Genomic DNA, 18,513 nt, shown 5'->3' on the forward strand with positions numbered 1-18,513 from the left:
CCACGGGCATTACTCGCGAGCCGGTCCGCCGTCCTCGATACCGCCGAACAGCACCGACGCCTCGAGGCTGCGCGAGGCACGCACCGCGGCGGCGCGCGCGGCGTTGAGGAGGGTCTCTGGCTCGTACCCCACCGTCTCGGTCAGCGCGACACCGATACCCACGATCGGCAGCAGCCCTGTCGGGTTGCCGGCGAGATCATCGATGCATCCGCGGTAGATGGCCGCCGCCTGCCGTCGGGCTTCCGCCGCCGTGCTGGACACGACGCACACCGACAGCGTCGCGTCGCCGTCCTCCCCGACGAACGCCGAGGCGGGCGCGTGGCGGCGCACGGAACGGCGCCACTGCGCCGCGAGCTCGTCCGCGGCATCCGACCCGAATGCCGCCGCCATCTCCTCCATGCCGTCGATGCCCACGACGACGACGCTGAGCAGCTCCTGGCGCCAGCTCGCCCGTTCGGCGACGTCACGGAGAGCGTCACGGTACGTCCCGGTCAGCATCACGCCGTCGGCCGCGACACCGTTCTCGCTCAACCATTCGAACCGGTGCGTCGCACTCTTGGTCGAGCGCAGGATCGAGGTCACGACGACGGCGACCATGGTCAGCACGACGGTCGCGATGTTGGCCGAGACCGACCCGAACCACGCCGTGAAGAACTCGCCGTCGGGGCCGTCAACGAGGAACGCGACCAGCCGGGCGGCGTAGTAGACGGCTGCGGCGAGGAGCACGAGGGCGAACAGGCGCGCGTTGCCGACCCGCCCCATCGGACGCCGCAGCGCCTCCACTCCCCCCGCAGCGAACAGCCCGACGATGGTGACGACCATCACCGGCCACCCGCCCCAGCTGCCGTCGACGGGGACGCGGATCACGGCGGCGAGGAACGTCGCGACCGCGAGGACAGCGACGGTCACGGAGGACCATGTGATGGGGCGGTCGTTGAAACGTCGGTTCCCCAGCCAGATGAAGGCGGGGGTCAGCGCGAACGACGCGTTCCCGATCGCGATCGCGACAGCTCCCCCGATGCCCGACGCCCACGAGATGTACGCGAAGGTCGTCGCGGTGCCGCACAGGTAGCCGACGGCCCAGAGGCGCCCCGCGCCCGTGTCGCGGCGACGAAGCGTCTCCACGACGAAGATCCCCGCGGCCGTCAGCGCGACGATGGCCGTCATGACGGTCACCGAGAAGAGGTCCATGATCATCGCTCGTCGTCCCCCGACCCAGCGCGCGCGCCACCGTCGCTCGCCGTCTGCGACGTGGCGGGCAGCCGCACCATGAAGGTCGTCCCCAACCCGAGCGTCGAGGTCACCGTGATGTCGCCGCCGTGCGCCCGCACGATCTCGCGACTGATCGCGAGTCCGAGCCCGGTGCCCGGCACCCCGCTCTCGGCACGGAAGAACCGCTCGAAGACGCGCTCCTGATCCTCGGAAGAGAGCCCGATCCCGCTGTCGCGGACGAGGAACCAGGAGTGCCGGCCGTCGGTCGACGAGCCCACCGAGATCGTGCCGCCGTCGCGGTTGAACTTGATCGCGTTGCTCAGCAGGTTGTCGGCGACCTGTCGGACCCGCGCGGCGTCGATGTACGCCGGTGTCTGCAGCAGATCGCTGGTGTCGATCCGGATCGCCCGCTCGCGTGCCACGGGTCCGAGATCGGATGCCGCGGCCGCCACCACCTCGGCGAGATCGGTCTCCTGCGGCGAGACGGTGACCTCGACTGACATCCGCGACGCCGTCGAGGCGGCGAGGATGCCCGACACGATCCCGAGGAGGCGTTCGCTGTTGCGGTAGGCGACGTCGACCTGGCGCGCGACAGCCGGGGGGAGGTCGTCGTTGTCGAGGACGAGCTCGAGATACCCGATGATCGACGTCAACGGCGTCCGCAGCTCGTGGGAGACCGATGCGACGAGGCTGTCCCGGGCTTTGAGGGCGGTGCGCTCCTCGGTGACGTCGCGGGCGACCAGGACGATGCCGGCGGGCCGGCCGTCGGCATCCTTCATCCGCCGGGCGGTCAGGCTGATCGCGGCGCGTCGCGAGTCGGAGACGGGGAACCAGACGACCAGGTCGCTGAAGACGTCGCCCCGGAGGATCCGGGCGAGCGGTCGCTCATCGGGAGAGAGAGGTGTCTCGCCGTCGGCGGCGTAGATCTCCTGTGTGGCGCCGATACGCCCGAAGCTCGGGATGCGCTGCTGGAACTTGCCGAGGGCGTCGTTGACGAAGGTGATCTCGCCGTCGGCGCCGACACGGAGCACCCCGAAGTCGACCGTGTCGAGGACCTCGGTGAGCAGCTGCTCCTGCCGACTGGCGTGCCGCAGGGCGGCCGCCAGGCGGATGTTCTGCTTGTCGAGCAGGCTGCGCTGCGCTTCGAAACGACGCGTGCCGTTGTAGGTGGTGACCCCGATCGCGATGACCACGGCGGGCAGGACGATGATCCCCCACGTGAACTCGAACGAGGGGGCCAAGGCGAGCGCGATCCAGTAGGAGCTGATCGATCCCACGCAGGCGACGATCAGCCAGACCCGCCCCAGGCTCGAGAGCCACATCGTGGGGAACGCCCAGAGCAGAGCGATCCCGGGCACGTCGGAGGTCCGCATCAGTCCGATCGCGACGATGTCCACCAGCGGGACGACCGCGACCCAGGACGGCGGGATGCGGGACCACGGAACGGCCAGGCTGGCGAGCGCGGCGATCACGACCAGCACGACACCGGCCGCGAAGGAGGAGGCCTGTGCGATCCATCCGCCGGGGAAGCCGGAGAGAAAGATGCCCGCGACGATCGCCGTCAGCAGGATCTGATTGTTCGCGACGACGCGATCGCGCAGCTCCGTCAAAGGCACACGCGGGCGGGGCGCCCAGCCGGCGCCGGGTGTGGGCGCATTGTCGGAGGAAGCCTCTCCTTGATCCGCGTGTGCCACACGAGAACGTTACCGGCCCGGGGTCGGCGCGGCATCCACCCGGAAACGACCGAGGGGCCGGAGCACACGGCTCCGACCCCTCGGTGGTGTGGGTTGTCGATCAGCGACCGGACAGCTTCTCGCGGAGAGCAGCCAGCGCCTCGTCGTCGGCGAGGGTGCCGGCACCGCTCGAGACCTCGGACGAGAAGGAGGACGAACCCGAGTCGGCCGGGGCAGCAGCCTCGGCCTCGAGGGCCTTGGCGACAGCGGCCTTGTGAGCCTCCCAGCGCCCCTGAGCAGCGGCGTACTCGGCCTCCCAGGCGAGGCGGGCCTCGTCGAAGCCTTCCTTCCATTGGTTGGTCTCGGGGTCGAAGCCCTCGGGGTACTTGTACTCGCCGTTCTCGTCGTACTCGGTGACCATGCCGTAGAGGGCCGGGTCGAACTCGGTGCCGTTGGGGTCGACCGACTCGTTGGCCTGCTTCAGCGACAGCGAGATGCGGCGGCGCTCGAGGTCGATGTCGATGATCTTGACGAAGACCTCTTCACCGACGGAGACGACCTGCTCGGCGAGCTCGACGTGCTTGCCCGACAGCTCGGAGATGTGCACGAGGCCCTCGATGCCGTCGGCCACGCGGACGAACGCACCGAAGGGGACGAGCTTGGTGACCTTGCCCGGAGCGACCTGACCGATCGCGTGGGTGCGGGCGAAGACCTGCCACGGGTCCTCCTGCGTCGCCTTCAGCGACAGCGAGACGCGCTCGCGGTCCAGGTCGACCTCGAGGATCTCGACGGTGACCTCCTGGCCGACCTCGACGACCTCGGATGCGTGCTCGATGTGCTTCCACGAGAGCTCCGAGACGTGGACGAGACCGTCGACGCCACCGAGGTCGACGAACGCACCGAAGTTGACGATCGACGAGACGGTGCCCTTGCGGACCTGACCCTTGTGGAGGTTGTTGAGGAAGTTCGAGCGCGACTCCGACTGGGTCTGCTCGAGCAGCGCACGGCGCGAGAGCACCACGTTGTTGCGGTTCTTGTCGAGCTCGAGGATCTTCGCCTCGATCTCCTGGCCGAGGTACGGCGTCAGGTCGCGGACGCGGCGCAGCTCGATGAGCGACGCGGGGAGGAAGCCGCGGAGGCCGATGTCGACGATGAGACCACCCTTGACGACCTCGATGACGGAGCCGGTGACGACACCGTCGTTCTCCTTGATCTTCTCGACGTCTCCCCAGGCACGCTCGTACTGCGCGCGCTTCTTGGAGAGGATCAGGCGGCCTTCCTTGTCCTCCTTCTGGAGGACGAGGGCCTCGACCTGGTCGCCGACGTTGACGACCTCGTTGGGGTCGACGTCGTGCTTGATCGAGAGCTCACGCGAGGGGATGACACCCTCGGTCTTGTAGCCGACGTCGAGGAGCACCTCGTCGCGGTCGATCTTCACGACGGTGCCTTCGATGAGGTCTCCGTCGTTGAAGAACTTCAGGGTCTTCTCGACCGCGGCCAGGAAGTCCTCAGCAGATCCGATGTCGTTGATGGCGACCTGCTTGGTGGCCGGGGCGGTCGTTGCGTTAGTCATGTAGGGGGTTGTCCTTGGATGGTGTTGTGTTCGGGCCACGGAGCCAGTCCGCACGAGGACGTGCGGCAGCCGATCGCGGCAGGGTGGTTGTTCGTGCGATGTCACGCGGGCGCGGCACAAGGGCCACGCGTGTGACACTCCAGGGTATCAGAGAGCGTCTGCGTAGTACCAGCGGCCCGCGCGCCTGAGGAAGCGGCTGTCCTCCTCGAGGGTCCCGAGCTCCCCCGTGGCCGCATCCCGCCATCGGGCACGGAACGCGACCCGACCGGACCGGCCGTCGGACGCCTCCTCGGAACTGAGCACCTCGAGACCGAGCCAGGTGGTTCCGGCATCCACCGACACATCATCGGGACGCGTCGCGGGGAACCAGGTGTCGGCGAGGTGCCGGGCGTCCCCCAACGCGAAAGCCGTGTACCGGGACCGCATGAGATCCTCGGGCGTCTCGGCGGGGACTCCGTCGAGGATCGGCCCGCAGCACGCGGCGAACCCGCGCCGGCCGCACGGGCAGGGCGCGTCCGGCGCGGGGCGACGCCCTCGATGAGCGGATGCCGCAGCCCCGAACGACATGTTCCCTCCCCCGCCGCGTGATCGACGCCAATGAGCCTACGCGCTGTGGAGAACCCGCCGAGGGCGCCGCCTCGGTCACTACCGTGGTCGCATGACCGCTCGACGTTCCGCAGTGCTGCTGGCGACGACCGTGCTCGCGGCGACCCTCACGGCGTGCACGCCTGCGAGCGCGCCGACGCCGACACCCACCCCGACCGGGTTCGCGTCGGAGGAGGAGGCGTTCGCCGCCGCCGAGGCGACCTACCGCGCCTACGTCGACGCCCTGAACCAGGTCGACCTCAGCGACCCCGCGACCTTCGAGCCCGTCTACGCGCTGACAACAGGCGAAGCAAATGCAACCGAGCGAAAGGGGCTTAGCGACTATCACGCGAATGGATTGAGCGTGTCAGGTGAGACCGAGATCACACTCCTGCAGGGTTCCGCTTGGAAACCCGAAACTGATCAGGTCCTGCTGGATACGTGCATCGATGTGTCACGAATCGATGTCGTCGATTCCAACGGGATATCGCAGGTCTCGCCCGACCGCCCCGACGTACAGACGCTGCGCGTGACGCTGACCGGCTCAAGCGGAGACGACCTCAAGATAGAAGCGATCGACTCCCGTGACGGGGGGCCAGATTGCTAGCGCTGATGCTGGCAGCAGCGATTTCTACATTTGCCGCTGCCAGCCCCGGAGCGAGCAGTTGCGGTCACCAAAGCTGGACCAGCGACTGTCACGCCGTTAGCAACGGCTCCTCAGTCTCGATCGGCGCCACCCGCACCGAAACCACGACCCCGCGCTCACCTTCGCGCGACACCGACTCCGGCGGCGGAACGAACGCCCCGATCCTGACGCCTCCTCCCCGGCGCGACCCGAACGCCTTCTACCCGGGCGGCCGCACCCGCGAGCAGTGGCTGGACGACTGCGCCTTCGACCTCGCCTGCGCGGCCCCGATCACCGCACCGGGCACCGCTCCGCTGCCCGGCGCCGAGCAGGCGGATCAGGAACCCTCAGAGCCCGACCCCGCGCCCGCGGCACCCGACCCGACGACGGCCACCATCGACGACGTCGCGCGGTTCGCACCCGCACCGCCGGGTGTCGTCGGCGAGCCCGACGGGTTCGGGGTGGCGGGCATGCCGACCAACTTCGTCGTCGCGGCCACCGAGCACACGGTCGACGGCGAGATCTTCGACGTCCCCATGACCGTCCGGTTCACCCCCGTGTCGTTCCTCTTCGACTACGGCGACGGCACCACCCGGGAGACCCGGAATCCGGGGCGGTCGTGGCGGGAGCTCGGCGTCCCGCAGTTCACCGCTACCGACACGAGCCACAGCTACGGCGCACCCGGCGAGTACAGCGCCGACGTCACGATCCGTTACGTCGCAGAGGCCGACGCGGGCGGCGGATGGTTCGCGATCCCCGGGTCCTCGAGATCGACACCCCGTCGACCCTCATCCGGGTGGTGGACGTCGACACGGCCCTCGTGCAGCGCACGTGCGACGAGGACCCGAGCGGCCCGGGGTGCTGAGTGCGAGGATGAGCGCGTGACCGGACGCCTCATGCTGCTCGACTCCGCCAGCCTCTACTTCCGCGCCTTCTACGGCGTGCCCGACACCGTCAAGGCGCCCGATGGGCGGCCGGTCAACGCCGTGCGAGGGTTCCTCGACATGATCGCGAAGCTCGTCGCCACCTACGAGCCGTCCCATCTCGTCGCCTGCTGGGACGACGACTGGCGTCCGCAGTGGCGTGTCGACCTCATCCCGTCGTACAAGGCCCACCGCGTCGCGCAGGAGGTGGAGTCCGCGCCGGATGTGGAAGAGGTCCCCGATCCCCTCGAGATCCAGGTGCCCGTGATCCGCGAGGCGCTCGGCACCCTCGGCATCCCGGTCATCGGGGCCGCGGAGCACGAGGCCGACGACGTGATCGGCACCCTGGCCACGACCAGCACGATCCCCGTCGACGTCGTCACCGGTGACCGCGACCTGTTCCAGCTCGTCGACGATGCGCGCGGTGTGCGCGTCGTCTACACCGGCCGCGGCATGAGCAAACTCGAAGAACTCACCGACGCCGTCATCGTCAGCAAATACGGCATCCTTCCGTCGCAGTACGCGGACTTCGCCGCGATGCGCGGGGATGCCTCCGACGGCCTCCCAGGGGTAGCGGGCGTCGGCGAGAAGACGGCGGCCACACTCCTGGCCACCCACGGCGACCTGGCCGGCATCCGTCGGGCAGCCGACGCCGGCGAAGGGATGAGCGCCGGGGTCAGGACGAAGATCCTCGCCGCCAGCGACTACCTGGACGTCGCCCCGCGTGTGGTCGAGGTCGTCCGCACGCTCGATCTGCCGCAGGTCGATGCCCGGATCGTCGCTTCCGACGAGACCGCCGTCGCGCAGCTCGCCGAAAAGTGGTCGCTCGGTTCCTCCGCGACCAGGGCGGCCGCAGCGCTGTCCGCCCGGGCCTGACTCAGCGCGACGCCTTCCACTCCCGGAGACGCGTCAGCGGCCACGTCGTGATGATCCGGTCCGGGGGAACCCCCGCTCTTTCCGCACGCACCGCACCGTGATCGAGCAGCGACAACTGGCCGGGAGCGTGCGCATCGGAGTCGATCGAGAACAGGCATCCGACCTCGATCGCAAGGGCGAGCAGGTCGTCGGGGGGATCCTCGCGTTCCGGTCGTGAGTTGATCTCCACCGCGGTGCCGTGGGCGGCGCACGCCTCGAAGACCGCACGAGCATCGAAGGTCGACGGCGGGCGGGTCCCCCGTGATCCCGAGACGAGCCGCCCGGTGACGTGCCCGAGCACGTCCACGCGAGGATCGGATGCCGCTGCCACCAGCCGTCGCGTCATCGGGCCCCGTTCCATGCGCAGCGCCGAGTGAGCCGACGCCACCACGACGTCGAGGGAACGCAGGAGCGCGTCCTCCTGATCCAGCGACCCGTCGTCGAGGATGTCGACTTCGATTCCACTCAACAGGGTGAACGTCTCGTCACTGAACCCGGGGATCAGCGTCAGCTGCTCGCGCAGGCGATCCGCCGACAGCCCGCGGGCGACACGGAGGCGCGGCGAATGATCGGTCAATGCGAGGTACTCGTGGCCGAGGGCGCGAGCCGCCTCCACCATCAGGTCGATCGAGGTCAGACCGTCCGACCACTCGGAGTGTGCGTGCAGGTCTCCGCGCAACCGGGCCCGCAGCGCGGACTCCTCAGGAGGTAAGACGCGCTCCCGGAGGTCTGCGAGGTAGGCGGGCACTCGACCCGACATCGCGTCGCTGATCACGGCGAAGGTGGACTCGCCGATCCCCTTCCGCGCGCGGAGGCGAGGCAGGTCGGCCCGCTCGTCCGAAGTCAGGCCCGCGAGCGTCTGAGCAGCGGTGCGGAAGGCCTTCGACTTGTACCGCGAGGCGCGATCGCGCTCGAGGAGCTCCGCGATCTCCGTCAGCGCCTCAATGGGATCCACGGCTGCCTCAACGAGCGGATGCGGCGACCCAGGCGTCCAGCTTGGCCGCCGCAGCGCCCGAGTCGACGGCGGCCTCGGCCTCGGCGTACGCCTCGCCGAGTCGCTCCACGAAGGACCGCTGCAGCTGACCGGCATCCCGGAATAGGCGGTACGACACGATGCCGGCGGCGGCGTTCAGGAGGACGATGTCGCGCACCGGCCCCGCCTCCCCCTGCAGGACGCGGCGGACCACGGCCGCGTTGTGGTCAGCGTCGCCGCCGAGGAGGTCGGCGATCTCCGCGCGCGGGATGCCGAGGTCACGAGGATCGAGGTCATGCTCACGGACATCGCCTCGGCTGATCTCCCACACCCGGCTGTGACCGGTCGTCGTCAGTTCATCCATGCCGTCGTCTCCACGGAAGACGAGCGCCGTCGCGCCACGCGTCTGGAAGACGCCGGTGATGAGCGGCACACGGTCGAGATGCGCCACGCCCACCGCGTTCGCTTCGGCCCGCGCCGGATTGCACAGCGGGCCCAGGAAGTTGAACACGGTCGGGATGCCGAGCTCGGACCGCGTCGGGCCCGCGTGGCGGAACCCCGGGTGGAACGCCGACGCGAAGGCGAAGGTGATCCCCACCTCGTCCAATACCTCGGCGACCCGCTGGGGTGAGCTCGCGAGGTCGACGCCGAGCGCCGCCAGCACGTCCGACGACCCCGACTTCGAACTCGCGGCGCGGTTGCCGTGCTTCACGACCGGGATGCCGGTGGCCGCCACGACCACCGAGGCAGTCGTCGAGACGTTCACAGTCCCGTAACGATCGCCGCCCGTGCCGACGATGTCGAGCACGTCGGCCGGCACCGGAAGGGGCACCGCCGCCTCCAGGATGGCGTCGCGGAACCCGACGACCTCGTCGACCGTCTCGCCCTTCGCGCGCAATGCGACGAGGAACCCCGCGAGCTGAGAAGGGGTCGCGTCGCCCTGCATCACCTGGCGCATCGCCCACGTGGACTCGGACACGCTGAGGTCCTGACCGGAGAGCACCGAGGTGAGGATTTCGGGCCAGGTGTACATGTCCGCCATGCCTCCCGATCCTACTCAGCACTCTGTCAGGCGACTCGCGGCCCGCGCATCGCAGGATCCGATGCCGGAGAAAGGGACGAGTACCTTCAGGAATGCGAAACCCTCCCCCAACATCGGCCATAATGGGGAGCGTGACGACCACTCCCGCGACATACAACCAGGCACTGCGTTCGGTGAAACGACCGGACCCGGTGGCCGTCGGCACGATCGTGTGGCTCGGCAGCGAAGTCATGTTCTTCGCTGGCCTCTTCGCCATCTACTTCACGATCCGCAACACCTCGCCGGAGCTGTGGGCCGCCCGCACCGAGCTGCTGAACATCCCGTTCGCCGCGGTGAACACCCTCATCCTGGTGCTGTCGTCATTCACGGCGCAGGCCGGCGTCTTCGCCGCCGAGCGCTTCCAGCCCTACCGCCGCGGTTCCCTCTGGAACTTCCGCCAGTGGGGCATGGTCGAGTGGTTCTACGTGACCTTCATCATGGGCGCCGTCTTCGTGTCGGGTCAGGTGTGGGAGTACGCCACCCTCATCGCCGAGGGCATGCCCATCAGCGCCGACTCGTACGCGTCGGCCTTCTACCTGACGACCGGCTTCCACGCCCTGCACGTGACGGGTGGCCTCATCGCCTTCCTGCTCATCATCGGGCGCGCCTTCGCCGTCAAGAACTTCGGCCGCAAGGAGATGACCTCCGCGATCGTCGTGTCGTACTACTGGCACTTCGTCGACGTGGTGTGGATCATCCTCTTCGCCGTCATCTACTTCATCCGGTAATACAGAGCGGAGCTGAGTTCCTCAATGGCATCCAAGACCCCGCGTCGGCAGACGGGCCGTCGCAGCAAGTGGGCGGCCGCCGCTCTGATCGGCATCGGCCTGCTGCTCACGGGTGGCATCTACGCAGGTGCGTCCGCCGCCATGGCGTCGACCACGTCCACGGAGTCCTCGGGCACGCTCACCGTCGAGGACGGCAAGAAGCTGTTCCAGGCGAACTGCGCAACGTGCCACGGTCTCGACCTGGAAGGAACGGCCGACGGCCCCTCGCTCTACGGCGTGGGCGAACTGTCGGTCGAGTTCCAGGTCGCCACCGGCCGCATGCCCCTGCAGGCCCAGGGGCCGCAGGCTCCCCAGAAGGCCCCGCAGTTCACCGAGGACCAGATCAAGGCGATGGCTGCCTGGGTGCAGTCGGTCGCTCCCGGCCCGACGTACCCGGACGAGCGGATCCTCGACGGTGAGGGCAACCTCACCGAGGGCGCCGAGCTCTTCCGCATCAACTGCGCGATGTGCCACAACGTCGCCGCCGCCGGTGGCGCTCTCACCGAGGGCAAGTACGCTCCGGCGCTCACCAAGACCAGCCCGCTGCACATCTACGCAGCCATGGTCACCGGCCCGCAGAACATGCCGGTCTTCAACGACATGACGATCACGCCCGACGAGAAGCGCGACATCATCTCGTCCCTGATGTACCTCCAGAAGAGCGAGCCGGTGGGCGGCTTCACGCTCGGATCGCTCGGTCCGGTCTCCGAGGGTCTGTTCATCTGGATCTTCGGCATCGGCACGCTGATCGGCATCGCGGTGTGGATCACCGCGAAGTCCAACTGACCCACCACTGACGCACAGAATTTCACGGACGAGGAGCACAATGTCACACGAGGAAGAGCCGCAGGCGCTCGAGAAGGCTCCTCAGCCTTCGTCGGGTCTCGTCGTCGCGGTCGCCGACCCCGTGCAGAACCCCGGTCTGCCGCCGCACCGCGAGCGCGTGACCGACAAGGACCCGGCGGCCATGGCTCGCGCGGTCCGCACCGTCTACACGCTGTTCTACATCTCGCTCGCCGCCAGCCTCTGGGCCGTCGCGGCCTACATGCTGTTCCCCATCGAGAGCGGCGCCTTCGGCGACATCCGCGCGAACAACCTGTTCATCGGCCTCGGCATCGGCTTCGCGCTGCTCACGATCGGCATCGCCGCGATCCACTGGTCGAAGGCGATCATGCCCGACAAGGAGCACATCGAGCAGCGCCACTCGACCCGCGGCAAGGAGTCGACCCGCGAAGCGGCCGTCGACGTCTTCCGCGAGGCGAACGAGGAGTCCGGCTTCGGTCGCCGTACGGCGATCCGTGGCGGTCTCATCGCTGCCCTGGTCGCCTCGATCGTCCCGGGCGTGACGCTGTTCCGCGGCCTGGCGCCCCACGCCTCTGAGGAGCACCCGCTCGCCGGCGACCCCGTCGCTCTGCTGAAGCACACGATGTGGAAGGAGGGCGAGCGCCTCGCGCACGACCCGTCCGGGCTCCCCATTCGTGCCGCCGACGTCGCGCTCGGTTCCGCTGTCCACGTCATCCCGGAGTCCCTCAAGGACGTCGACCACCTGGATGGATACCTCGAGGAGAAGGCCAAGGCCATCGTCCTCCTGATGCGGTTGCTCCCCGAGCAGCTGCCCGCCGAGTACAACCGCCTCGACTGGTCGTATGACGGGATCGTCGCGTACTCGAAGGTCTGCACGCACGTCGGATGCCCCGTCGCGCTGTACGAGCAGCAGACCCACCATCTGCTCTGCCCCTGCCACCAGTCGCAGTTCGACGTGTCGCGCGGCGCCGAAGTCATCTTCGGTCCGGCCGCCCGCCCGCTCCCCCAGCTGCCCATCACGGTCGACGCAGACGGATACCTGATCGCCAAGAGCGACTTCGAAGAGCCCGTCGGGCCGAGTTTCTGGGAGCGTCATTGAGCACCGTGACTGAATCCTCGTCATCCACCGCGGTGGCCAAGCCGGCTGACAAGCCGCTCGGCGGCCGCTTCATCGGCGCCACCGCCAACTACATCGACGAGCGGACCAGCATCTCCGGCCTCGTCAAGGAGATCGGTCGCAAGATCTTCCCCGACCACTGGTCGTTCATGCTCGGCGAGATCGCACTGTGGAGCTTCGTCGTCGTGTTCCTGTCGGGCTCGTTCCTGACGTTCTTCTTCGAGGCGTCGATGGCGCCCACGCACTACAACGGTGCGTACGCCCCGCTCCGCGGCATCGAGATGTCCGCCGCTCTCGAGTCGACGCTGAACATCTCGTTCGATCTCCGCGGCGGTCTCCTCGTCCGCCAGCTGCACCACTGGGCCGCACTGCTGTTCATCGCAGCGATCGGCGTGCACATGCTGCGCGTGTTCTTCACGGGTGCGTTCCGCAAGCCGCGCGAGCTCAACTGGGTGATCGGCTTCGTCCTGTTCATCCTCGCCATGGCGCTCGGGTTCACCGGCTACTCCCTCCCCGACGACCTGCTCTCGGGCAACGGTCTCCGCATCATCGACGGCATGATCAAGGGTCTGCCGCTGATCGGCACCTGGACCTCGTACCTTCTGTTCGGCGGCGAGTTCCCGGGCATGGCGATCGTCGGCCGTCTGTACACGCTGCACATCCTGCTGCTGCCGCTGATCCTCATCGCCCTGATCGCAGCCCACCTGATGCTGATGATCATCAACAAGCACACGCAGTTCGCCGGCCCGGGCCGCACGAACGACAACGTCGTGGGCTACCCGATGGTCCCGATCTACATGTCGAAGATGGGCGGCTTCCTGTTCATCACGTTCGGTGTGCTCGTCCTCATCGCATCGATGTTCACGATCAACCCGATCTGGAACTACGGACCGTACGACCCCTCCCCCGTCTCCGCCGGCACCCAGCCCGACTGGTACATCGGATTCGCGGACGGTGCCCTGCGTCTGGCGCCGTCGAACCTCGACCTGGTCCTGTTCGACCACACCTTCTCGTTCGGCATCCTGCTGCCGGTCGCCGTGCTCGGTCTGTTCATCGTCCTGGTGGCGGTCTACCCGTTCATCGAGGCGTGGGTCACGGGTGACAAGCGCGAGCACCACATCGCTCAGCGCCCGCGTCACGCGCCGACCCGCACGGCCATCGGTGTCGCCGGTGTCATCTTCTACGCCGTCCTCTGGGCCGCCGCGTCGTCGGACATCATCGCCACGCACTTCCACCTGACGATGGAAGGGGTGATCCACTCCCTCCAGGCGCTGCTGTTCGTCGGTCCGATCGTCGGCTACTTCGTGACGAAGCGGATCGCCATCGCACTGCAGAAGAAGGACCGCGAGATCGCGCTCCACGGCTACGAGTCGGGCCGTATCGTCCGACTCCCCGGCGGCGAGTACATCGAGGTCCACCAGCCGGTCGACGCGTACGAGCGGGTGAAGCTGATCGACTTCGAGGTCCACGAACCGCTGGTGGTCCGTCCCAACGACAACGGTCGTATCCCGTGGCACCAGAACGTCCGCGCCTCGCTGTCGCGCTGGTTCTTCGAGGATCGGCTCTCGCCGGTGACGCAGACCGAGTTGAATGCGGCGATCGCTCACCAGCACCACGCGCTCGATCACATCGCGCATGAGGAGCAGGAGGAGATCCGCGGCGCTCACGAGCGTGCCGGCGTCCCCCACGCTCCGCTGCACCCGATCGACGACGGTCACAACCCTGAGACCGCGAATCGCCCGTCGAACATCATCGTGATCGACGATGCGCCGCGAAAGAAGGACGACGACTCGAAGAGCTGATCGCTGATCTGGCAGTATTGCGGCGGGGTCTGACCGAACGGTCGGGCCCCGCAGCATTCGTGCTCCCGTAGCGTCGAGGAATGACCACATCCCCCGCTGAGACGCTCACCTACTTCCAGTCGAAGCTCCGGCACGAGACGGACCCCAGTGACGTATACGCCGCTCAGAAGGCCGGGGACGCCTTCGTGCTCGTCGACGTCCGCAACCGCGAAGCGTGGGACCAGGGCCACGCCCAGGGCGCCCTTCACATGCCGTACCGGGAGATCGCGACCCGCGCACCGCAGGAGATCCCGACGGATACGCCCGTCGTCGTGTACTGCTGGAGCCCCGGCTGCAACGGCGGCGCCCGTGGCGCGGTCGAGTTCGCGCGGCTCGGCTACACGGTCCGCGAGATGATCGGCGGGTACGAGTACTGGGCCCGCGAAGGGATGCCGGTGGATGCGGCATCCGGCCCACTCCCCCGCGTGTTCGATCCACTCGTCATGCCGGTTCGCGCAGAGGCGTGAGTCGTCACCGGAGCGTTCAGGCGATCGCCAGACCCGCTTCGATGACCTCGGTCCAGCGAGAGGCCGCCGCCCCCGCGATCAACGGCACGGCAGCGACGTCAGGCTGTTCGTCCAGCACGTCGCACACCACCGCCGTGACGTTGTCGCGGGATCCCGCCGCGAGTGCGAGATCCACCACGGCGTGCGCCGCGCGGACCGGATCCGTCACGCCGCGCACGATCTCTGCGAGAGCATCCTCGGGCACGTAGTCGGTGACGCCGTCGCTGCAGAGGAACCAGCGGTCGCCGACGCGAGCATCGCGGGTCTCCACGCGGATGACGTCTTCGTCATTGCCGCCCAGGGACGCGGTGATGATGTTCCGACGGGGGTGCGTCCCGGCATCTTCGGGGCGGCCGAGCCCGCGGTCGACCAGCGCCTGCACAAACGAATCGTCGCGCGTCTGGCGTACCAGGACGCCGTCCCGCAGCAGGTAGGCGCGGGAATCACCGGTGTGCGCGACGACGAGCGCCTCATCCGCGGTCAGCCACACGCCGGTCAGCGTACTCGCCATCCCCGCGAGTGCGGCATCGCGGCGGATGTGTGCACCGATGTCCCAGTTCGCGGCTTTCAGTCGCTCGACGAGTTCCGCCGCGGATGTGAGTGCACCACGCACGGTGATCAGCTTGTGGATGATCGCAGCCGCGGCGAGATCACCGGAGGGACCACCGCCGACGCCGTCCGCCACAGCTGCGGCGAACGGCGATGCGAAGGCGGCATCCTGGTTGACGTCCCGGTAGCCCCCGACGTCCGAACGGACGCCTGCGTGGATGCGCATGGAGGATCAGCGGGCGAAGTAGCCCCGGTAGTACTCGTAGACCCAGCCGACGATGGCGACGACGAAGATGCCGAGCCCGATCGGGATCATGAACTCACCGACGGCCAAGCCGATGAACGCGACGGCTGCCGAACCGGCGAGCACGAGCGGCCACCACGACCACGGCGAGAACTCGCCCATCTCGGGGTCGCCGTCGTCGATGTCGGCCGTGAGCGAATCCTCGGGGAGGACACCGCCCTGGGCCTTCTCGACACGGCTCGTGTAGAACGCGATCATCGCGCCCATCGCGGTCACGAAGACCAGCGCCACAGAGCCGACCCACTCGATCCGGTTGAACACGGGGAGCTGGGGGTGGGCGATGATGTTCCACGCCACGTAGACGACGGCGACGAGGCCGAAGAAGGCGGTCAGGATCCACCAGAGGTTGACGTTGGTCTTCACTTACTTGACCTCACCGTTCGTCAGATCGACCACCGGGGCGTCGGGTGCGTCCTTGGCGGGACCCACACCGACGGGGATGCCGGCTTCGGGGTGGTTCAGGTCGAACGCGGGCCGCTCGCTGCGGATGCGCGGAATCGACGTGAAGTTATGGCGCGGCGGCGGGCAGCTGGTCGCCCATTCGAGCGAGCCGCCGTAACCCCACGGGTCGTTCACGGTGACGCGCGGCGCCGTGCGGGCCGTGATCCAGACGTTCAGCAGGAACGGGACCATGGAGGCGGCCAGGATCATCGATCCGATGGTGGACACCTGGTTCTGCCAGGTCCAGCCGTCCTGCATCGCGTAGTCCGCGTAGCGTCGCGGCATGCCGTCGGCGCCGAGCCAGTGCTGGATGAGGAACGTCATGTGGAAGCCGATGAACAGCAGCCAGAAGTGCACGAGGCCGAGGCGCTCGTTCAGCATCTTGCCCGTCCACTTCGGCCACCAGAAGTAGAAGCCGGCGAACATCGCGAACACCACGGTTCCGAAGACGACGTAGTGGAAGTGCGCCACGACGAAGTACGAGTCCGAGACGTGGAAGTCCAGCGGCGGCGACGAGAGGATGATGCCGGTCAGACCACCGAAGACGAACGAGACCAGGAAGCCCAGCGCGAAGACCATGGGCGTCTCGAACGTGATGGAACCCCGCCACATCGTGCCGATCCAGTTGAAGATCTTCACGCCCGTCGGAACGGCGATGAGCATCGTCATGAGTGCAAAGAACGGCAGAAGGACCGCACCCGTCACGTACATGTGGTGCGCCCAGACCGACACCGAGAGGGCGGCGATCGCGATAGTCGCGTAGACGAGCGTCTTGTACCCGAAGATCGGCTTGCGGCTGAACACCGGGAAGATCTCGGAGACGATGCCGAAGAACGGCAGCGCGATGATGTACACCTCGGGGTGACCGAAGAACCAGAACAGGTGCTGCCAGAGCAGGACACCGCCGTTGGCCGGGTCGTAGACGTGGGCACCCAGGATGCGGTCTGCTGCTGCCGCGAAGATCGCCGCCGCGAGCACCGGGAACGCCATCAGGATCAGGATGCTGGTGACCAGCGTGTTCCAGCTGAAGATCGGCATGCGCCACATCGTCATGCCCGGCGCGCGCATCGTCATGATCGTGGTGATGAAGTTGACGCCACCGAGGATGGTGCCGAAACCACTCATGCCGAGACCCAGCATCCAGAGGTCGCCGCCGGCACCCGGGCTGAAGCTCTCACTCGCCAGCGGCTGGTAGGCGAACCATCCGAACGCGGCCGCGCCCTGGGGGGTGAGGAAGCCGGCGACCGCGATGGTGGAGCCGAACGTGAAAAGCCAGAACGCGAAGGCGTTCAGACGCGGGAACGCGACGTCGGGTGCACCGATCTGGAGTGGAAGCAGCGCGTTGGCGAAGCCGGCGAACAGCGGCGTCGCGAACATCAGCAGCATGATCGTGCCGTGCATCGTGAACAGCTGGTTGTACTGCTCCTTGGTCGGCACGACCTGCATGCCCGGCTCGAAGAGCTCGGCGCGGATGATCAGCGCCATGACGCCGCCGAGCATGAAGAAGAGCACCGAGGCGATGAGGTACATGTACCCGATCGTCTTGTGGTCGGTGGACGTGATCCACTTCACCACGATGTTGCCCTTGTGCTCGACGCGCGAGCGACTCAGCAAGGCTGCCTGGCGCGGAGGAAGGGTCTGGGCCGGAGGCGTGATGGTGGCCATCAGTTGTTCTCTCCCTCAGCGGCAGGAGCGCCGGTGCCCGGTGCGTTCTGCTGACGGTCAAGGACGTCATCGATGTCGCCGGTCTGACCCTTGGCCTCGAGCGACGCGATGTATGTCTCGTATTCGGACTCGGAGACGACCTTCACGTTGAAGAGCATCATCGAGTGGTACTGGCCGCAGAGCTCGGCGCACTTGCCGACGTACTCGCCCTCCTTGGTGGGGACGAACGACCAGTAGTTGTCACGACCCGGGTACATGTCCTTCTTGTAGAGGAAGTCCACGATCCAGAACGAGTGGATGACGTCGCGCGACTCGAGCTGCAGCGTCACCTCCTTGTTGACAGGGAGCACCAGCTCGGGGAGCTCGTTGGTGATGTTGCCCTGCGCATCGGTCTGAGCCTGGACACCCATCGTCCAGACGGACTCCTCGGTGTCGTTGCAGTCCGAGCCGTTGTACTGGAAGTCCCACGCCCACTGCTTGCCGATCGCGGTGATGCAGACGTCGGGGTTCTCGTGCTGCGTCTCGATGATCGTCTGGTCACGAGCAGTGAAGGCGAAGAAGCCCAGGACGAGGATGACCGGCGCGATCGTGAAGAACATCTCGATCGGCATGTTGTAGCGCAGCTGCACGGGCAGACCCGACTGACCCTTGCGACGCCGGTAGGCGATCGCCGCCCAGCCCATGAGGGCCCAGGTGATGACGCCGACGGCGAGGACGACGATCCACGACGTGGTCCAGAGGCCGGCGATCATCGACGTGTGGTTCGTCGCCTGGCCGCCCTCCTCGTCGAAGCCGGGGAGGAAGCCGTTCGCTGTCGTGGGGCTGCAGCCCGCCAGCGCGACCGCGGAGGCGATCGTGAGCGGGAGAGCTACCCAACGGAGTCGGCGATTGACGCGCACGGTGCACCTTTCGGGGACATGAAGGTCAGACTCATGCCAGTCTAGGGCAACCTCTTACGG

Annotated in this window: 17 protein-coding genes; 7 read left to right on the plus strand and 10 right to left on the minus strand. The window is 67.7% G+C overall.

What is annotated here, in order from left to right; translation table 11 throughout:
- Nucleotides 1-9 precede the first annotated feature (9 nt).
- The 4 genes from ACIGEP_RS06525 to ACIGEP_RS06540 form a co-directional block, all read right to left on the minus strand.
- Nucleotides 10-1,197, minus strand: coding sequence for a diguanylate cyclase (locus ACIGEP_RS06525; RefSeq protein ID WP_396660778.1), 1,188 nt, complete (start codon nt 1,195-1,197; stop codon nt 10-12).
- Complete coding sequence (locus ACIGEP_RS06530; protein ID WP_396661027.1) at nt 1,194-2,828, minus strand: sensor histidine kinase; 1,635 nt, start codon at nt 2,826-2,828, stop codon at nt 1,194-1,196. Before ACIGEP_RS06530 ends, ACIGEP_RS06525 begins: the two co-directional genes overlap by 4 nt.
- Nucleotides 2,829-3,006: 178 nt before the next feature.
- Nucleotides 3,007-4,458, minus strand: a complete 1,452-nt coding sequence (rpsA, locus tag ACIGEP_RS06535) for a 30S ribosomal protein S1 (protein WP_064002307.1) — start codon at nt 4,456-4,458, stop codon at nt 3,007-3,009.
- Nucleotides 4,459-4,605: 147 nt separating this feature from the next.
- The gene (locus ACIGEP_RS06540) at nt 4,606-4,923 is read right to left on the minus strand and encodes a YchJ family protein (protein ID WP_396661028.1); all 318 of its coding nucleotides are present in this window, start codon (nt 4,921-4,923) and stop codon (nt 4,606-4,608) included.
- Nucleotides 4,924-5,137: 214 nt separating this feature from the next.
- On the opposite strand from ACIGEP_RS06540, the gene ACIGEP_RS06545 reads away from it, so the two are divergent.
- Nucleotides 5,138-5,650, plus strand: a complete 513-nt coding sequence (locus ACIGEP_RS06545) for a hypothetical protein (protein WP_396660779.1) — start codon at nt 5,138-5,140, stop codon at nt 5,648-5,650.
- A gap of 899 nt (nt 5,651-6,549) precedes the next feature.
- On the plus strand, nt 6,550-7,467 hold the full coding sequence (locus ACIGEP_RS06550) for a 5'-3' exonuclease H3TH domain-containing protein (protein ID WP_396661029.1): 918 nt from the start codon (nt 6,550-6,552) through the stop codon (nt 7,465-7,467).
- 1 nt (nt 7,468) lies between these two features.
- Here the strand turns inward: ACIGEP_RS06550 and ACIGEP_RS06555 are convergent, their stop codons facing one another.
- Together ACIGEP_RS06555 and trpD are read right to left on the minus strand one after the other, a co-directional pair.
- Nucleotides 7,469-8,461, minus strand: coding sequence for a PHP domain-containing protein (locus ACIGEP_RS06555; protein ID WP_396660780.1), 993 nt, complete (start codon nt 8,459-8,461; stop codon nt 7,469-7,471).
- A 7-nt stretch (nt 8,462-8,468) separates the two neighbouring features.
- On the minus strand, nt 8,469-9,521 hold the full coding sequence (gene trpD, locus ACIGEP_RS06560; protein WP_396660781.1) for an anthranilate phosphoribosyltransferase: 1,053 nt from the start codon (nt 9,519-9,521) through the stop codon (nt 8,469-8,471).
- 122 nt (nt 9,522-9,643) lie between these two features.
- Here trpD and ACIGEP_RS06565 point away from each other — a divergent pair, with 122 nt between their 5' ends.
- The 5 genes from ACIGEP_RS06565 (at nt 9,644) to ACIGEP_RS06585 (ending at nt 14,556) form a co-directional block, all read left to right on the plus strand.
- Nucleotides 9,644-10,288: a heme-copper oxidase subunit III gene (locus ACIGEP_RS06565; RefSeq protein WP_064002312.1), complete on the plus strand. Its 645-nt coding sequence runs from the start codon at nt 9,644-9,646 to the stop codon at nt 10,286-10,288.
- A gap of 24 nt (nt 10,289-10,312) precedes the next feature.
- A complete protein-coding gene (locus ACIGEP_RS06570; protein WP_396660782.1) occupies nt 10,313-11,113 on the plus strand; it encodes a c-type cytochrome in 801 nt (266 codons plus the stop codon).
- A 40-nt stretch (nt 11,114-11,153) separates the two neighbouring features.
- A complete protein-coding gene (locus tag ACIGEP_RS06575; protein WP_396660783.1) occupies nt 11,154-12,230 on the plus strand; it encodes a Rieske 2Fe-2S domain-containing protein in 1,077 nt (358 codons plus the stop codon).
- Complete coding sequence (locus ACIGEP_RS06580) at nt 12,227-14,050, plus strand: cytochrome bc complex cytochrome b subunit (RefSeq protein ID WP_396660784.1); 1,824 nt, start codon at nt 12,227-12,229, stop codon at nt 14,048-14,050. Before ACIGEP_RS06575 ends, ACIGEP_RS06580 begins: the two co-directional genes overlap by 4 nt.
- Nucleotides 14,051-14,130: 80 nt before the next feature.
- The gene (locus tag ACIGEP_RS06585; RefSeq protein WP_396660785.1) at nt 14,131-14,556 is read left to right on the plus strand and encodes a rhodanese-like domain-containing protein; all 426 of its coding nucleotides are present in this window, start codon (nt 14,131-14,133) and stop codon (nt 14,554-14,556) included.
- Nucleotides 14,557-14,572: 16 nt separating this feature from the next.
- Here the strand turns inward: ACIGEP_RS06585 and ACIGEP_RS06590 are convergent, their stop codons facing one another.
- Genes ACIGEP_RS06590 through coxB form a run of 4 tightly spaced genes read right to left on the minus strand, consistent with a single transcriptional unit; the run spans nt 14,573 to nt 18,453 of the window.
- Nucleotides 14,573-15,370 carry a PP2C family protein-serine/threonine phosphatase gene (locus ACIGEP_RS06590; RefSeq protein WP_396660786.1) on the minus strand — a complete coding sequence of 266 codons (798 nt, stop codon included), beginning with the start codon at nt 15,368-15,370 and terminating at the stop codon, nt 14,573-14,575.
- Between the two features lie 6 nt (nt 15,371-15,376).
- On the minus strand, nt 15,377-15,811 hold the full coding sequence (locus tag ACIGEP_RS06595) for a cytochrome c oxidase subunit 4 (protein WP_251580509.1): 435 nt from the start codon (nt 15,809-15,811) through the stop codon (nt 15,377-15,379).
- Nucleotides 15,812-17,554, minus strand: a complete 1,743-nt coding sequence (gene ctaD, locus ACIGEP_RS06600; protein ID WP_396660787.1) for a cytochrome c oxidase subunit I — start codon at nt 17,552-17,554, stop codon at nt 15,812-15,814.
- The gene (gene coxB / locus ACIGEP_RS06605) at nt 17,554-18,453 is read right to left on the minus strand and encodes a cytochrome c oxidase subunit II (RefSeq protein WP_396660788.1); all 900 of its coding nucleotides are present in this window, start codon (nt 18,451-18,453) and stop codon (nt 17,554-17,556) included. Before coxB ends, ctaD begins: the two co-directional genes overlap by 1 nt.
- Nucleotides 18,454-18,513 lie beyond the last annotated feature (60 nt).

Origin of the sequence: Microbacterium sp. NPDC077663 (assembly GCF_044542795.1) — a bacterium.
In the GTDB taxonomy this organism is placed as follows: domain Bacteria; phylum Actinomycetota; class Actinomycetes; order Actinomycetales; family Microbacteriaceae; genus Microbacterium.

What these genes read in the sequence shown, in the direction of transcription:
- ACIGEP_RS06585 (WP_396660785.1), top strand. Translation starts at nt 14,131, where the DNA reads ATGACCACATCCCCCGCTGAGACGCTCACCTACTTCCAGTCGAAGCTC.
- ACIGEP_RS06590 (WP_396660786.1), bottom strand. Translation starts at nt 15,370, where the DNA reads ATGCGCATCCACGCAGGCGTCCGTTCGGACGTCGGGGGCTACCGGGAC.
- ACIGEP_RS06575 (WP_396660783.1), top strand. Translation starts at nt 11,154, where the DNA reads ATGTCACACGAGGAAGAGCCGCAGGCGCTCGAGAAGGCTCCTCAGCCT.
- ACIGEP_RS06570 (WP_396660782.1), top strand. Translation starts at nt 10,313, where the DNA reads ATGGCATCCAAGACCCCGCGTCGGCAGACGGGCCGTCGCAGCAAGTGG.
- ACIGEP_RS06565 (WP_064002312.1), top strand. Translation starts at nt 9,644, where the DNA reads ATGGGGAGCGTGACGACCACTCCCGCGACATACAACCAGGCACTGCGT.
- trpD (WP_396660781.1), bottom strand. Translation starts at nt 9,521, where the DNA reads ATGGCGGACATGTACACCTGGCCCGAAATCCTCACCTCGGTGCTCTCC.
- ACIGEP_RS06525 (WP_396660778.1), bottom strand. Translation starts at nt 1,197, where the DNA reads ATGATCATGGACCTCTTCTCGGTGACCGTCATGACGGCCATCGTCGCG.
- ctaD (WP_396660787.1), bottom strand. Translation starts at nt 17,554, where the DNA reads ATGGCCACCATCACGCCTCCGGCCCAGACCCTTCCTCCGCGCCAGGCA.
- rpsA (WP_064002307.1), bottom strand. Translation starts at nt 4,458, where the DNA reads ATGACTAACGCAACGACCGCCCCGGCCACCAAGCAGGTCGCCATCAAC.